This window comes from Clostridium tepidiprofundi DSM 19306 (genome assembly GCF_001594005.1).
Classification (GTDB): domain Bacteria; phylum Bacillota; class Clostridia; order Clostridiales; family Clostridiaceae; genus Clostridium_AC; species Clostridium_AC tepidiprofundi.
This window is the reverse complement of the sequence record NZ_LTBA01000017.1, coordinates 41046-57462: the sequence shown is the minus strand read 5'-3', so window position 1 is coordinate 57462 and position 16417 is coordinate 41046. Positions and strand designations below refer to the sequence as shown.

14 protein-coding genes and 2 pseudogenes are annotated in these 16417 nt (G+C 28.5%); 3 read left to right on the top strand and 13 right to left on the bottom strand.

Features of this window, described 5'->3' with window-relative positions; genetic code table 11:
• Positions 1–752: 752 nt before the first annotated feature.
• From CLTEP_RS08175 to CLTEP_RS08135, 9 genes and pseudogenes are all read right to left on the bottom strand, one after another.
• Complete coding sequence (locus CLTEP_RS08175) at positions 753–3386, bottom strand: S8 family serine peptidase (protein WP_066825257.1); 2634 nt, start codon at positions 3384–3386, stop codon at positions 753–755.
• Positions 3387–3736: 350 nt separating this feature from the next.
• Positions 3737–4549: pseudogene (locus tag CLTEP_RS08170) on the bottom strand (mannose-1-phosphate guanylyltransferase); the annotation flags it as partial.
• Positions 4550–4579: 30 nt separating this feature from the next.
• The gene (locus CLTEP_RS08165) at positions 4580–6133 is read right to left on the bottom strand and encodes a recombinase family protein (protein WP_066825255.1); all 1554 of its coding nucleotides are present in this window, start codon (positions 6131–6133) and stop codon (positions 4580–4582) included.
• Positions 6134–6138: 5 nt separating this feature from the next.
• Complete coding sequence (locus CLTEP_RS08160) at positions 6139–6318, bottom strand: hypothetical protein (RefSeq protein ID WP_066825253.1); 180 nt, start codon at positions 6316–6318, stop codon at positions 6139–6141.
• A gap of 84 nt (positions 6319–6402) precedes the next feature.
• Positions 6403–6621, bottom strand: a complete 219-nt coding sequence (locus tag CLTEP_RS15290; RefSeq protein WP_066825251.1) for a hypothetical protein — start codon at positions 6619–6621, stop codon at positions 6403–6405.
• 138 nt (positions 6622–6759) lie between these two features.
• A complete protein-coding gene (locus CLTEP_RS08150; protein WP_066825248.1) occupies positions 6760–7503 on the bottom strand; it encodes a DUF3226 domain-containing protein in 744 nt (247 codons plus the stop codon).
• A complete protein-coding gene (locus CLTEP_RS08145) occupies positions 7500–8561 on the bottom strand; it encodes an AAA family ATPase (RefSeq protein ID WP_066825246.1) in 1062 nt (353 codons plus the stop codon). Before CLTEP_RS08145 ends, CLTEP_RS08150 begins: the two co-directional genes overlap by 4 nt.
• 43 nt (positions 8562–8604) lie before the next feature.
• Entirely contained in the window at positions 8605–9036 is a 432-nt protein-coding gene (locus tag CLTEP_RS15080; protein ID WP_066825244.1) for a hypothetical protein, read from the bottom strand.
• A 126-nt stretch (positions 9037–9162) separates the two neighbouring features.
• Positions 9163–9432 (bottom strand): protein kinase family protein, encoded by a 270-nt coding sequence (locus CLTEP_RS08135; RefSeq protein ID WP_278319538.1) that lies wholly within the window; start codon positions 9430–9432, stop codon positions 9163–9165.
• 355 nt (positions 9433–9787) lie between these two features.
• Here CLTEP_RS08135 and CLTEP_RS15590 point away from each other — a divergent pair, with 355 nt between their 5' ends.
• Positions 9788–10186, top strand: a complete 399-nt coding sequence (locus CLTEP_RS15590) for a transposase (protein ID WP_153016303.1) — start codon at positions 9788–9790, stop codon at positions 10184–10186.
• 164 nt (positions 10187–10350) lie between these two features.
• Here CLTEP_RS15590 and CLTEP_RS08130 read toward each other — a convergent pair whose 3' ends face one another.
• The 4 genes and pseudogenes from CLTEP_RS08130 to CLTEP_RS08115 all read right to left on the bottom strand — a co-directional run.
• The gene (locus CLTEP_RS08130) at positions 10351–11145 is read right to left on the bottom strand and encodes a hypothetical protein (RefSeq protein ID WP_066825239.1); all 795 of its coding nucleotides are present in this window, start codon (positions 11143–11145) and stop codon (positions 10351–10353) included.
• A complete protein-coding gene (locus CLTEP_RS08125; protein WP_066825236.1) occupies positions 11123–12013 on the bottom strand; it encodes an ABC transporter ATP-binding protein in 891 nt (296 codons plus the stop codon). Before CLTEP_RS08125 ends, CLTEP_RS08130 begins: the two co-directional genes overlap by 23 nt.
• A complete protein-coding gene (locus tag CLTEP_RS08120) occupies positions 12010–13017 on the bottom strand; it encodes a hypothetical protein (protein ID WP_066825234.1) in 1008 nt (335 codons plus the stop codon). Before CLTEP_RS08120 ends, CLTEP_RS08125 begins: the two co-directional genes overlap by 4 nt.
• A 475-nt stretch (positions 13018–13492) precedes the next feature.
• Positions 13493–13753: pseudogene (locus CLTEP_RS08115) on the bottom strand (sugar phosphate nucleotidyltransferase); the annotation flags it as partial.
• Positions 13754–13970: 217 nt separating this feature from the next.
• Here CLTEP_RS08115 and CLTEP_RS08110 point away from each other — a divergent pair.
• Positions 13971–15284: an ABC transporter substrate-binding protein gene (locus CLTEP_RS08110; protein ID WP_066825230.1), complete on the top strand. Its 1314-nt coding sequence runs from the start codon at positions 13971–13973 to the stop codon at positions 15282–15284.
• Positions 15285–15500: 216 nt separating this feature from the next.
• A complete protein-coding gene (locus CLTEP_RS08105) occupies positions 15501–16412 on the top strand; it encodes a carbohydrate ABC transporter permease (RefSeq protein WP_242863892.1) in 912 nt (303 codons plus the stop codon).
• Positions 16413–16417: the final 5 nt, after the last annotated feature.

Below are 16417 nucleotides of genomic sequence, written 5' to 3'. Positions count from 1 at the left end.
TTTAAGTTTCCTCTAACAAAAGTTAGATAGCCTTATTTCTATGGGCGAGAACACTTGCCCTTATCCCTCATAACGTAAGCTAACTTGGGAATACATTAGGTTGCGATACCTTGTATATTTTACGCATAGAAGGATTACTCTATGCAACCTTATATATACAGTTATCAAAGAACTATAATACTAACGATTTAGTATTTGTGCCAGTGACCTAATCTTGCATAATGTATGTCAAACGTTGGTATGCCAACATCCATAATAGCAAAGGCTATCCCTTATTTTTCAAAGGGCAAATTAGCTACCTGCATACAGGTGTTAGGGTGACACTTATATTATAACAGTTTTCTTAAATAATAACCATATCGAATGGTTATTATTTAAAGTCCTTACATCCACAGGCACAAGGCACAGTGGTTTTACGGACTAAATTATAAAAAAAAAGATTAAAGACTGATGAAAATTTATTCAACAGTTTTTAACCTTTTTTTGATATTTTACTTATTAAGGCATACTTAAATTGTTATTTTATTTTATATGTCTAATGCATATTCAAGTTAAACTCGTTATGCTAAAATAAAACATAGATACTTTAGATAGAAGCTCTGCTCAATCTGTTGTGAAACTGATAAATTACTAATAAGCATGCTATACTATTTTTTTATGAAATACTTCATAGTCTAAACCCATTGATAGAATACCTATGAAAGGGACAACTCTTTGAGTTGTTATTTATATTCATATACTTATAGCACTTATCAGTTTACAGCAACAGGATACTTAACTTGTAAAGTAAATCTAGTACTAAATATACTTGATGCATATACTGCAATTACATATTGTCCTGTTTGATGTGCATCATACGAAATAGAATTATCTCCATATGCAACTAAATTGTTATTTGGATCATATAATTCCACTTGTAATAATGAATTTTGATCTAAGTTTATATCTATTCTTCCCTCTGCAGTTACATCAATATACGTTATAGATGTTCTAAATATACTAGCCTTTTTATTAAATGTTTCTGTTTTATAGTCTACACTACTGCTATTGTTATCAACAGAAACAGTTATTTCATTTGAATTTCCTACATTACCAGATGTATCTATTGCTTTAACCATTATAGTGTGATTACCATTTGTAACTGTTGTAGTGTCCCAATCAATACTGTAAGGATTCGATGAATCTTCACCTATTTTTGTACCATCTATATAAAATTCAACCTTATTCATGGCTTTATCATCTTGAGCACTTGCAGTAATAGTAATTGTACCGTTTAATGCATCCCCATTATTAGGATATGTTATACTGCATGTTGGAGGCACATTATCCTGTTCTGATGTACCAAAATTTGCCGAAGAAAATAATGCAAATGTTTGAGGTCCTTGTGGCACATTGTAACCCCTTACTTCAACTGTATAGTTTCCAGTTTCAGGATTGTTAATGTATACATTTTCAACATTGTTCAAGCGATCATGTGTGCTATCATACGGACTTGTAAAATCATTTCCATAATATATGGTACCCGATGGTGAAATAACTTTGATATCTAAATCATTTACAAGAGCTTTAGATGCAGTTACAGAACCTGGATAATCAGACCAAACCAATGTAATTTTTAGTGGTGTATTAGAGTCTTCAATAGAATATGAAAAAGTTTGTGTATCTCCAGTATTCAAACTATATTCTTGATCACTATACTTATATTCCTTTGACTTCAAAGAATCTACTAAACTTATACGACCCCAGCCCTGATCTCTACTTGGATAACCAAATCCTAAATCAGTGCCACCATTTATTATTGCTGCCTTCATCATTGCTGCACTCGGAGTATGGTTCCACTCTTGCTGCATATATTGACGTGCTACTGCTACTGCACCTGCAGTAAGTGGTGTAGCCATAGATGTACCTCCCATGTAAGCATAATAATCGTTATACCCCTGCCAATAGTTAGTTTCTGGTGCCACTGAAGATTTAGTTGAAAGTATCCATGTACCAGGTGCTACTATATCAGGTTTTATTCTACCATCTTCACAATTACCACGACTTGAAAAAGCTGCAATTTCATCAACATTATCCCCAACATTTCCCCATCTAGTTTGAGGCATATTAGGACGATAATTCTCAGAAGCACCAACAGTAATACAATTTTTAGAGGTACCTGGTGAACTTATTGAGTTATATACAGTCGAACCATTATCACCATCACCTTCATTACCTGCTGCAAAAAGTATAATCATATCATTGTTATTCCAAACAAATTCATCAACATCACGTGCTTCTGCATTATATTGTCCATTTACAGGAGCCCCCCATGAATTCGTATGAATACGTGCACCAGCTTGTCTTGCCTGTTCAAATAAATTATTCAGATCTGATGGAAGTCCTCCTAAGCCACCATTTGAATCCAACACAGATTGAAATACAATATGTGCTTTTGGTGCAATACCCTTAAATTGTCCATTTGATCTTGCACCATTACCTGCTGCAGAACCCGCAACATGAGTGCCATGTCCATGAGGATCATCAGCTGTATTCCTACCTAAAGCATATATTTCATCAATTCTTCCTTGAAAATCCAAATGCATACTATTATCATTCACACCAGTATCAAGCCCAGTATCACATATACCTATTACTTGTCCTGAACCGTCATAACCTAAATTCCAAATGTCATTTACACCCATATAGTCTTTAGCCTTATCATTATACAAAACATGCTCAACAACAGGCTCAATGTACTTAACAGAATTTAAACGAGCAAAGTCTTCTAATTTGTTAAAATTCAATCTAATAATTACTTCATTTTTATAACTATTCAATTTCTTTCCACCAAAATTTTCAATATAATCATCAAGAATAGAAGAATTACCGACTGTAGCTATTTTAACTATTCCTTCTTGATCTTTTTTAATATTACCTGAACTATCCTTAAAAAATGAATTTATTTTAAATTCAGGCATATACATTATTACATTTTCAACATAAGGAAGCTGCAAAATATCAAATACGTTTTCTGGACTTATCCTTGCCAAAAATGAAAAATCTGGAACATATTCAATCAATTCTGCTCCTGTTTTTTTAGCCCCTTCTTTCATGTATTCTTTAATTGGTCCATTAAATGCAACAATATACAAATCCATAGAATCCTCAATAATATCTTTTAGATTCGTATTATCTTTTACTTTTGCCTTATCTTTAATATTAATTTTGTCTAGCTCTTTGCTAGGCTTGTCAATTTTTTTAGGATTTATAGTTTTTCCTTTTAAATAAATCATATGTGGATTAGAATCACTTTCAACAGCTAAAAATGTCGTTGGAAACAATGTAAATATTACAAACATTGTAACTAAAAACAACCCTATTTTTCTTTTAAAACCTCTATTCATATTCAATCCCCCAATTATTAAAATTATAAATTTATTACTGATTTATAATCTCTCAGATGAAATTATTGATAATAACCACCTCATTCAATATGGTATGTTTTACTTACATAATATTAATAAAACATTTAAAATATGAATATTTATTGAAATTTTTATAAAAAAAAAATAAGAGTTAATAGATTCTCCTTCTATCAACTCTTAATTTTTTGTTATACTTATCAAGTTATAAAATTTGTATTTTTGTCTGGAGAATTATACGATTTTAAGAACTTTGCAAGTATAACTACCACCAAGATAAGCAGCGGTAATTCCCTCGCCATAATTTTTATGAAACTTGATATTTATATTAACTATAAATATTCATCATATTTTTTCTCATCAATAAGCTTATTAACAAGATATTTTATCTCTTGATCTCTATTTTTATCCATAATTAGAATAACATCACCAGAATCAACTATGACTAAATCCTTTACTCCAAATCCTATTATTAACTTGTCCTTTCCAAAAACCGCACATTCTTCACATTGTTCCATAAACACATTACCTTTTATATTATTTCCCCGGTAATTGTATATGAACCTACTCAATGCTCCATAATTTCCAATATCATCCCATAAAAATTCACATTTTACGACATATGCTTTTCTTGTTTTTTGCATTATACCAAAATCAACTGAAATTCCTTCTATTAAGTTGTACTGCTCATTAATAACACTTTCCTCTTCCTCAGTGTCAACACTTCTGTATATAACCATAAGTCTTCTATACATTTTAGGAATGTATTTTTCCATTTCACGCAAGAACACATCTGCTCTCCACACAAACATTCCACTATTCCATAAATAATTTCCTTTAAGAATCAAATCCTTTGCTACTTCAATATTAGGTTTTTCTAAAAATCTTTCAACCTTAAACGTTGGAACAGCAGCTGTTATTCTATCTCCCATTTCAATATATCCATAACCAGTTTCAGCTCTTGTAGGTTTCACACCTATAGTTACAAGCCCTCTTTTTCTTTCAGCAATTTCAACAGCTTGTTTAATAGTATTTTCAAATATTTTTTTACCCTCCACATAATGATCAGAAGGAAGAACTATCATAGTTGCATCTTTATCTTTTTTCAAAAACTTTATTGCTGATAAACCTATACATGTAGCGGTCGGGTTTTAGACGTTATGGGTCATTTAGAATCATTTATGAAACTTATAATATATGTCTATAATCTTCTCTTTTGTCTCTTTATTTTCGGAAATTATAATTTTATCAATTAAACTCTCAACTGTAAATCTATCAAACTCCTGAAAGTTTAATATATTATCGATTTTATCTTTATATATATTATATAGTTTATCCTTATCATCATGTCTTCGCTTTAACTCCAGTAGTTCTTCTTTTCTTTGAAGTAGCGAGTCCTGTTTCCTCTGAATTCCTTTGGTTATATTCTCAAAGTTTCTCTGGCTAATAACTTCATTTAATTTATCTATATATACATTTTCAAATTGAGCATCTAGTTTTCTAAGTTCATTATCAATTTGTTTAATTTTATACTCATAGTTCTCTTTTTTATATACTAGTACTTTCGCATACTCATATAATTTATTTTTATCAAACTGCTGTTCCACATACCTCTTTAAGTCTTCAATTATTATTTCTTTTAAATAATCTTCCTTAACTGAATGTGCAGTACACCTTCCCCCACCCATTTGACTATTTGTACATTTATACCCTTTAAAACTTTTTTTATATGACATAGAGCCCTTGCATTCATTACATTTTAAAACTGTAGAAAAAATATGTTTTTCATTTCCTTTATATCTGTACCCTTTAGATCTTCTCTTCATTTCTCTTTTAACTTTTTCAAACGTGTCTTTATCTATTATACCTTCAAATTCACCTCCGTATATCCACTGTTCTTTTGGCACTTTTACAATTTTTTTAACTTTATAGCTTATTCTTTTATACTGTCCCTGTACCATTATTCCAGCATATTTAGGATTTGTAAGTATAGACTGAATTGTATTGTTTGTCCAAACTTCAAATTTTGTTTTAGTGAAATTTTTTACTCTTGCAGAAGGAGGAAGTACATTTCTTTTATTAAGGTAAGTTGCAATTCTTCCAAATCCCCATCCCTCAAGGTATAGTTTAAAAATTTCTCTAACTATTTGTGTTGTTTCATCTTCAGCTGAAACTAATTTTCTAATTTTAACATTTCCTTCAAAATCATCTACAATTTTATATCCATATGGTGGCTTACTAGCAATGCTTGAACCTCTTAGCATTCTCTGTTTAAGTCCATCTCTAGTTCTTCTTGAACAATCTTTTATATACATTTCATTTAATATATTTTTGAAAGGTACAATATCATTTACTTCTTCTAAAGTATCTACATTATCTAGTACAGATATAAATCTTACATTATTGACTTTAAAATAATCTTCAATATAATATCCTGCGACCACATAATTTCTTGCAAATCTAGATAAATCTCTAGTTAAAATCATATTGATTTTGCCTTTTTCAATATCCTCTTTCATTCTTAGAAAGCTATCTCTTTCGAAGTTAGACCCTGAGAACCCTTTATCTTCATAAACTTCAATAAGGTTATAAACTGCCTCTTTATCACTTTTACTCTTTTCTAGTAACCATTTTTTTAAGCTTTGTACCTGTGCCGGAATTGATTCCTGCTGCTCTTTTTTATCCGTAGATACTCTAGCATATATAGCAACGTTCCAAACTTTTCTCATACCATTCACCTCTTATTACACTCTTTGGTAAATGGTGATTGTCTACTTTTATTATACAACGATTCATAGTACTTTTTATTGTTTACCTGTAAGTTTTTTAATTTGAAGTATACTATTTTTTTAAATAGTTCTTCAAAATCCTTATCACCATTGTGAAAATTAACTGTATGATTTTTAATATTCATAAAAAAACCCCAGCATATTAATGACTATGTCATTATATGCTAGGTTTTTTTATTTTGTGATTCATCAGTTGTTACATATTACTTCTATTTTACCAAATTCATAAATATATATTTGTTTAGTGAACTCGTTTTGCTAAAGCAAAACATCGGAATTTCAAATGGAGACTCTACTACACCTGCATCAAAGCATACTTGTAAAATACTTGCTAATTCATCAACCTTAGTAATTGTGCCACCTATACTCATAGAACCTAATACTACCATCTGACTTTGAATAGGCTTCTTTAAAGCCCCAGAACACATAGCAACAAAAGCTGCAAGTGATAATTCTGAAGTTACCCAAATCCCTTGTAAATCCTAAATATGCATTAAATAATCAAAATTCTGTACAGAAATGCTACCACTGAATTTCTGATAAGTTCATTTAGCCACCTACTTACTCTATATTTCTTTCAACTTTCTAAATCCATTCTGAATGGTTTCATATTCTTCCCATCTAATACTTTTCAGCATAGAATCAATTGGTGTAAAAGTTTTTTGAGGAAATAATGTTCCAAGTGCTACAGCCAATTCTCCTTTTACTCTCAACCTTTGGGTATTTAAATATTTTGTCAAACTAAAACCTGAAATAAACTCTTTACTCTTGCCTACTACATGACTTTCTTCCTCACCCATTTCACAAATTGCATCTAATATAAATGTTTCTAATGCTCCTTCTTTATCAAATGGGATAATGATAGGGAGTACTTCTATATGATTTTCTTCATCATAGTTGTTTGAATAAATATAATGGACCCAATCATTGTTGTTTTTAAAATCTATTTTAATACCATTATCCATAAAAATATCTTCTATTTCTCTCAATATCTTATTATTCTCTTCAAATTGATCTCTATCTTTTAATATAATAAGTTTTTTATATGCATTATCTCTTTCTAAAACCTCATTAGCTTGTATTATATGAGAGATTGCGTAATGAAAATTATTTTGACCTCCAACAGCCCATATAATTAATTCTTTTTCATCTTTTGAATATACATATACTTCTTCATTTTCATGATTCCTTATCGGTAACCCAATTTTTTTAGTTAATCTTTTGTTATAATTCCAACCCACTACTTTCCCAAGGTAATAACTTAAAAGTATGGCATCTGTACTTCCCTCACAAAATATTATATTTTTCATCCTCTTAACTCCATATTAAAATCTTCTCTAACTTGAAATGCTTTATATCCATTTAAAATTCTTACCTTGGTATCAAAATAAGTATCACCTTTTCTCAAAGTAATAATATTGATTGAATCCTCTAGATATTTTTTCCCTTTGTAATTCATCGAACACTCCAATAATACATCCAAAGCTTCTAAACTGTGGGTTGTAAAAAATATTTGAACTTCATATTTGTTGCTTGCTTTTATAAACCATTTGAAAACTCCTTCTAATGCACTATAATGTATTGCTGTTTCTACTTCATCAATTAGCAAAACACCACCTTTTGCATTAATAATTACAGATGAAAGATAAAAAACTTTTTTTAACCCATCTCCATAGGCCGAAAGTGGTAATAAACCTGTTTTTTTATGCTGTATATATATTTTAACGTTGCAATCTTCTTTAATGGTTTCAAAACCAGTGATGTCTGGATCAAATATTTTCAATACCTCAATTATCTCTTGTTTTCTTCCACTTTTAATAACAGTACTTATTATTTCTTTATCTATATGATCAAAAGGCATCACTCTAATCATATTTACTGGAGAAAAACTGTTTCTATTGCTGATTTTAACTCTGTCTGTTTCTTCATCTATATATAATTTATTCTTTACTTGGTTAAACTCACCATTATCTTTTTTATAAGCCAAAATACCTTCAAAAGCCTCAATTTCTTCGTTTTCAGTATCGCTTTTGATAACTTTTAGAATTTCTCCTTCAATAAAACATCCAACATTCTTTTTCTTTATATTACCTTCAATAGAGATTTTTTTCACCATAGCATCATCTTTACTTATACTATTTATAAAAATGCTATAGGGGCTTATTTTATTTAATCCTTCTCTTTTTCTACATACTTTGATATAATGTCCTATTTCTCCAGGATACTCTAATACATGTATAGCCTCTAAAAGTGATGTTTTCCCCGTGTTATTATCTCCTACTATAACATTGATTTCTTTTAAGTTTGATAATTTAAAATCTTTAAATCCCCTAAATCCATTTAAATAAAAAGAATCAATATATTTCATTGTTTCACCTCCATTTAACAATTTTATTACCTACAATCTTATATTAGCTAGGATATGGAATTGCTTCAAAAGGAATTGGTGTTTCATTTATCCTGTTATGCTCTGCTAGATGTCTCAAATGGACTTCTTCATATTTTTCACCTTTACTTAGCCAAAAATAATCTTCCATACACATTGCCCTAGTTCTTCTACATAATTCCCAAAAATCATAGTCAATTAACCCCATTGCTCTCAATATATCATCTATATTTGCTCTCTCTTTTGGAACAACTCTATCTTTAAGCCAAAATACTATATCATCATGGGTAGGCTGGTAATCAATATTCCAATTCTCGAGAGTATACATGCCTAGTGGAAGGTATTTTCTATCCTTAATACTGTCATATTTGGCAAACCTAAATTTTCTAGTATTCGTATCATAAACAAGATCTCCAACTGGGACATCTCTACACATAAGTACATATTTATCTATCATATTATCCCCCTTCCCACCAAATGATTATATCTAGTTTCTAATAAATATTTAATGCATTCTATTCTATACGAGGATAAATACTCACTGTATTTGTCTACTATATTGAATAATTCTACTAATGATACCCTAATCTCCTATTAATTCTAATTGTTCATAATGCGATGTACAAAATGGTTTACATTCATCTATCATTTCCCATGTTTCTTTATCATCTTGCTCCAATTCAAAATCTTGAATGTCAGCGTATAATGATAAACCATGATCATATAATGATGCAAATTTAATAATTTTACCGTTCTTAGTTACTATACTAAAATTTCGTAAATGTCTATCTATATTATTTATAAGAAAATCCATTACAATCATTCTATCAATGTCAACTTTAAATTGAGGAATTATAGAAATAATATAATTATAAAGATTATCTCTGTCAGCAGGACCTAAAAATCTTTGCTATTAATTTATATTTATAAAATAATTCTTTTATCATTGATAGTTGATTATTGTTATTTATATTATACCCTATACAAATATTAAATAAAAATGATTTTCCTATTTTATTACACTGGATATTTTTTCTTCTACCATGTAAAATCCCAATATATATTTTCTATCATATATACTGGGACTTATAATAATATTAATCTATATTTAAAATAAATGTATAAATGTTGATTTTTAACAATAATGATTATAAATAGAAGTTTTATTGTATACTATAGACATATTATTTGTGATAACTAAATTATGAATTAAGAAATCAGGGGGAATTAATGCAAAGCAGCCGACAGGCTTTTTAGATTTACTTGGACCTTATTTTGATCTCAACTCTTTCATACCTAAATCTTTTACTGATAAGTATTATTGTAATTTAGGTAGAGATAGCAAATATACTTTAACTTCGATTCTATCAGCTTTATTAATACTACATATATTTAATATTCCTACAACTAAACTTCTTTCTCTATTTCTTGTTTTTTCTACTGAAATCAGAGAGCTTTGTGGATTCTACGAAAAAGTTTCTGATGATTCTTTTTTTAGTAGATTCAAAACCAACTTTGAAAATCATATAGCTGATTTATTTGATTGTTTAAATTTAGAAATTATTAATATTTGTGAAAAAATAAATGCTGATTATGATAGAGTTTAATTCTCAAGGTATTCCTCTCTGCCCTTTAACAAAAGAACCTTTTAAACCATAAGGTTCTTGTAAAGGTAAAAATAGAATCTTAAGATTTAAATATACTTGCCCAAAATCTTTTAAGAATAAGCATGGAAAACGATATCATTATCGTCCTAAAAAATTATCAAATACTACAATTCTTTATATTCAAATGATATAATTCCCAAAATCAATATTAAAAATATAAATATCAATTGATATATAAACATATTATTTATTAATATTGGAGTAACCATATATCTTTCTAACGAACCATCATTATATATTGACGGAGCAGATACATTTGTTATAGGAGCTATACAGGCAAGTATTCGTCTTACATTTATATTCAAATTAAGTTGGTATCCAAAGAAAGGTATTTTTTGAAAAGTATATATATTAAATATTGCCATCTCAATTAATCCTACTATTAGGCTCACTTTACCAAGAATAAATATTGATGAAACAGCAGTAACTATCATAACAACCATCATATTCATAAAAATATATAGAAAACATTGTACCAAATCAGAATAATTTATTACAATATCTAGTATAGTAGTACAGACAAAGTAATTAAATAATATTAGCAGTAGAAAAAATAATAATATTAATAACAACCCCAAAAAGTTGCCTAGTAAATATTTCCATCTTTTAGGAAAAGAAGTTATCATTATATATAACTTACCTGATGGAATATCATCGCCTATTAAACCAGTACCAATGTATATTCCGACAAGTTGTCCATATAAAGTGGAAATTATAGTGAAATTATTAATCAATAAAGTATACTTTAACAATTGATTAAATTCTCTGCTTCCTGCTGACAGTACACCTGAACTAATAAAGACATTATAATTTAATACAATAAAAAAGGATATAAGTATAAATTTAAATAATTTATCCTCTAATAAAGTTAATATTTTATACTTCGATACTTTCCACATCTATAACTCCCCCCTCCTCCATAAGTTTTTCCAAATACCATTCTTCTAAATCTAAATTTTCTATATAAAAATCTTTTATTATACACTTTTCTATATCATTAACATTTATTTCAGTCATAGGTACTAAATCATATGTTCGTTTTTCTTTAGAACCACCTTTTATAACTTCAAATGTTATTTTTGATTTGTTATTTTCTTTAAATTGAATAGTGTTTATTTCTGAAAGTAACTTGCCTCGATGCATAAGGCCTACTTTATCACTTATAAGCCTTAAATCCGAAAGAATATGAGATGTTATCAAAACAATATTACCTCTATCAGCAAACTCTCTTATATTTTTTAAAACTTTTCTTCTTGATATTGGATCTAATCCATCAGTTGGTTCATCTAAAATAAGTATCTTAGGTTCATTTATAATAGCTTGAATAAAACCCACTTTTCTTTTCATCCCTTTTGAAAATTTATTTATGCTTTTATTTAACATATTATTTATATCAAATTGCATTGTCAATTCATTTATTCTCTCCTTTATACACTCTTCTTTCATTCCTTTTATAGTACACATATCATATAAAAATTCGTATAATGATACCAATCCAGGAAACATAAGATTTTCGGGCAAATAACCTATTTGACTATTTTCCATAAGAATTTCTATGCTTTCATTCCCAAACTTTATTTTACCTTCATTAGCTCTAATTAATTTTAGTATGCATTTAATAGTTGTTGTTTTACCCACTCCATTCTGTCCTATTAGCGAATATACTTGTCCATCTTCAATTGTAAATGATAAATTATTTATAACATATTCAGTTCCATTTGATAATGTATGATATTCTTTATATAAATTCTTTACAATTAAACTCATATACCCTCCTCCTCCAAAAAATTATATATTTCTATATCGTTCGCATGTGGAGCAACATAAAATGGATTTAATTTAACAAATTCCTTTACAGCGCCTAAATGTTTCAAAGTCAATTTCGGATTAAATATTCTCACTTTAAGCCCATCATTTTTGCTAAAGTCTTTAGTTCTAGTAAGAGGAATAAGTATAAGTGTACCAATCTCCTTATTTTCAGGAATATCTATCCTAAAAGGTTTAATATCGCAACTCAATTGATTTACTAATTTAATTGATTTTATTTCTTTTGCCCACCTTTTGTTTTCATTTATCCCATTTTGAACATATTTTGTTATCAAGTCTAAATTATCCTTTACTTTAAAATGTACTAAATTTTCTTTATCAATACCAAAACTTTTTATACCTAAATCTATTTTTTCTAGTTTAAATTCTTCATAATTTCTTTTTATAAATAAGGATATACCACTATATGGGAAAAATCTATTTTTCTTACTTTGATCTGTAATAATAGTATCAATATCGCAAATCAAAAACGCTAAATTATCATAATATTTCTTATCATTACATATAATTTCAAAATCTCCAAAATCAAATTTTTTTATAATACCATCTTTATACGTTATTATGATTTTCTTAGGTTTAAACACTCCCGTATAATTCATGATTGCTTCTGTTTCAATGTTTCTGAAAATAAAATTGTCTTCTTTAACTCCATCATTTATTCTCCATTTTATTATTTTTAATTTTCTATTTTTATCATCAACTATCTCTAAAGATTTTATGTTATCACTTGAACTCATTTCACTAATTTCTTCAGAATCTACAAAAGCTAGTGGAAGAGAAAATTGAGTATTTTTTATAACAAACATACTTCCTTCAATTTTAAAATAAGCCTGCTTATAGTGTAAAAATTCATTCCTTTTATCACTTTTCACATATATCATTACTGCAAATACTAATATTATTGTCATTATAGTTGATAAAAGCATCAAAATTTTTTTCCTCATTACCATTCCTCCTGATATAAAACAATATATCAATATATTGTTTTATAAAAAATATTTCTACGCACAAACTATTTTGGGTAAGTAAAACGTCTCAACTTTAAAACTTTTTTAACAATGATTGATATTTTTTTGCAATCATTCCTCCTTAACCCCTTATTTACATAATTGTAACATATTTTATATATAGACTCAATCTTATTAATAATATGTATATATGTTTTATTATACCTGTAAATTTTTCTTTGAAATAACTATAGTTGAGAATATTTTGTAACATATATTCATAGTTAAAGTAATTTTATAAAAAAAATAGAGACAACCTTCACTTTTTGTTGTATAAATTATTTTGTATAAATTGTTTCGTGAACAGTCTTTAACACCAAGAGTGAAATTATGTATAAAATACACCATTACAATTAAAACACTCAATTCGTATATCATTTATAAAAAAATCTATGACCTATATCGTCTATAACGCGGTCTCTTTATTAGCAGGCTCGACAAATATATTTTCAGGAACAACCTCAGGCAATTCGTCGCATATTTTTTTATAATAATCCCTATTTGTAACAACATAAATATTTTCTACTTCAACAAAAGATTTAATTCTATCAACTGTATTTCTTAAAAAACTTTTACCATTTATTATTTTTAAAAACTGTTTTGGACTTTGTGTACGTGATAATGGATATAATCTCGTTCCCTTTCCTCCAGCTAAGATTAGAGCATATAGCACTAATAACACCTCAAAATATTAGTTCACATTTTATAGTATGAATAATTCTTTAATGTAGTGATAAAATAAGAGATTCACTATTCAAAAATATTTCTATAGAAATACTTAATAAAACAATAACATTCTATTGAAAAAAGGAATTCGACATAAAACCCCAAACATGATAATATTATGACCTGAATGTAGAAAATATTGTTTATAGGAGGATAAATATTCTATGAAAAAAATAAAAAGTATAATAGCAACAATATTAGCTGTTATTATGGCTACTGCTGTTTTTGCTGGTTGTTCACCAAAAGACGATTCATCAAATAAAGCTAAAGACAACTCACCAAAAGAAACAGCATCTGTTAAAAAAGAAAAACTAACTTTATGGTTACCTCCAATAGGTGAAAATGATGCACCAATTTGGAAATCAATATTAAAAAAGTTTGAAGATGAAAACAACTGCAAAGTTGATTTGCAAATAATTCCATGGGACAACTATCCTGAAAAATATGCATCAGCTATTGCAGCTAATAAAGGACCCGATGTAGGATACATGTATGCAGAAATGTTCCCTCAATTTATCAAAATGGGAGCTGTTGAAGATTTAACTCCATATTTAACTGATAAAGATTACAAAAATTATATTTACATAAATGATGCAAAAATGCTAGGTGGAATATATGGTCTTCCAATCGAAGCTGCAAATCCAGCAGTTTTATACTACAACAAAGACATATTAGCTGAACTAGGGGAACAAGTACCAAAAACATGGGAAGACTTTAGGAGAATAGCAAAAAAAGCAACAAAAGATACCGATGGTGATGGTAAAATAGATCAGTATGGATTTGCTCAAGGTTGGGGAAGAAAAATGTTTGGTGACCTTAACTGGAACTGGTATGGTTTTTTGTGGCAAGCTGGTGGAGAACTTTACAATAAAGATCTTAAGAGCGTGAGATTTAATGATAAAGCCGGACTTGAAGCTGCACAATTTTTATACGATCTTAAATTTAAGGACAAAGTATTACCAGCAAACGCAATGTCACAGACAAATAAAGAAATGTTACAATCAACTTTTGGACCTGGTAAGGCTGCATTCTGCATATGGTTATCCTCAGGTGCGTCTGAAATACTAGATAAATCGTTCCCAAATCTTCATTATGGATTCATAACTTCTCTTAAAAATAAAAGCATGGGAACTTTTGCATCTGTTGATGATTTAACATTGATGTCAGCAGCAAAGAATAAAAAATTAGCTTTTAAATTAATGACTTATATGTTAAGTGCTGAATCTATGACAAAATTCCATGCATATCATCCTAGAGCACCTATTTCTAAGGATGAACCTTACCAAGGTGATCCTAGATTAAAAGATATTATTGAAAAAGATAAAGGAATATATAGACCACTTGTAGTAGCACCTCATGGTGTTGAAGTATACGATTACCTTTGGAAACAACTTCAAAGAATGATGGCAGGAGAAGTTACTCCAAAAGAAGCTCTAGATGAAGCTGCAAGATTTGCAAACAAATTACTGTCTGAGTAAAGCATATTCAAAGGAATAACAAGTCAGTATGCCAGTATATTTGACTTGTTATCTTTTTCAAATGGTTAAGTACAAGTATAAATATGAATATAAAAGCATCAAAAATATTTTGTTTTTGGTGCTTTTGCTAAGTAAATTATACTCGTTTATAAAGTTAAAAATTTTATTATTTTTACAGCCCATTTTTATTAACATTCTCGCAGGAAAGGATTGTATATGAAAAAATTTAGAGTTTTAATATTTGATAAATTAAAATATATTTCGAAGAAACTTGCTCCATATGGTTATTTACTACCATTAGGTATATTGCTCACTAGTTTCTATGTTATTCCAATTATTATGTCTTTCATTTTTAGTTTTACAAAATACAATATAATGACTCCTGCAAAATATATTGGTTTAAAAAACTATTATTCTATTTTCAAAGATAAAATATTTGTCGAAGCACTAAAGAATACGCTATATTTTACTGCTATTGTTGTACCAGTTCAAACTATACTTTCACTCATTATTGCCGTATGGCTTACGAGTAGGGAAAAAAGTAAACTTGCCGAATTTGTTAAAGGAGTAATGTTTATTCCTGTGATATCCTCAATGATACTAATAAGTATAGTTTGGAGAATACTTTTAAATGGGGACAGTTCACCTTTAAATATTGTTTTTACAATTTTTGGACTAAACACTCCAAATTGGCTTGGGAATTCTAAACTTGCTCTACCAACCATGATGGCAATTTCTATTTGGAAAAATATAGGATATTTTATGATTATATATATAGCTGGTATAATGGATATACCTCAAAGTTATTATGAAGCAGCTGAGGTTGATGGAGCTAGCAGATGGAACGTATTCAAAAATATAACAGTACCATTGTTAAAACCCACAACAATTATGGTCGTTTTTATAGGATGTATATGGTCACTTCAAACATTTGATATTGTATATACATTGACTGGTGGCGGTCCTGGACTAGCATCAATAACAATAGTTCTTCATATATACAATCTTGCCTTCAAACAATTTAATGCTGGCTATGCAATGGCAGTTGCTAATATATTATTTTTAATAATTGCAATTATTTCAATAACGCAGAAAAAATTTATTAAAAGAGATAAATCTACATATTAAGGAAG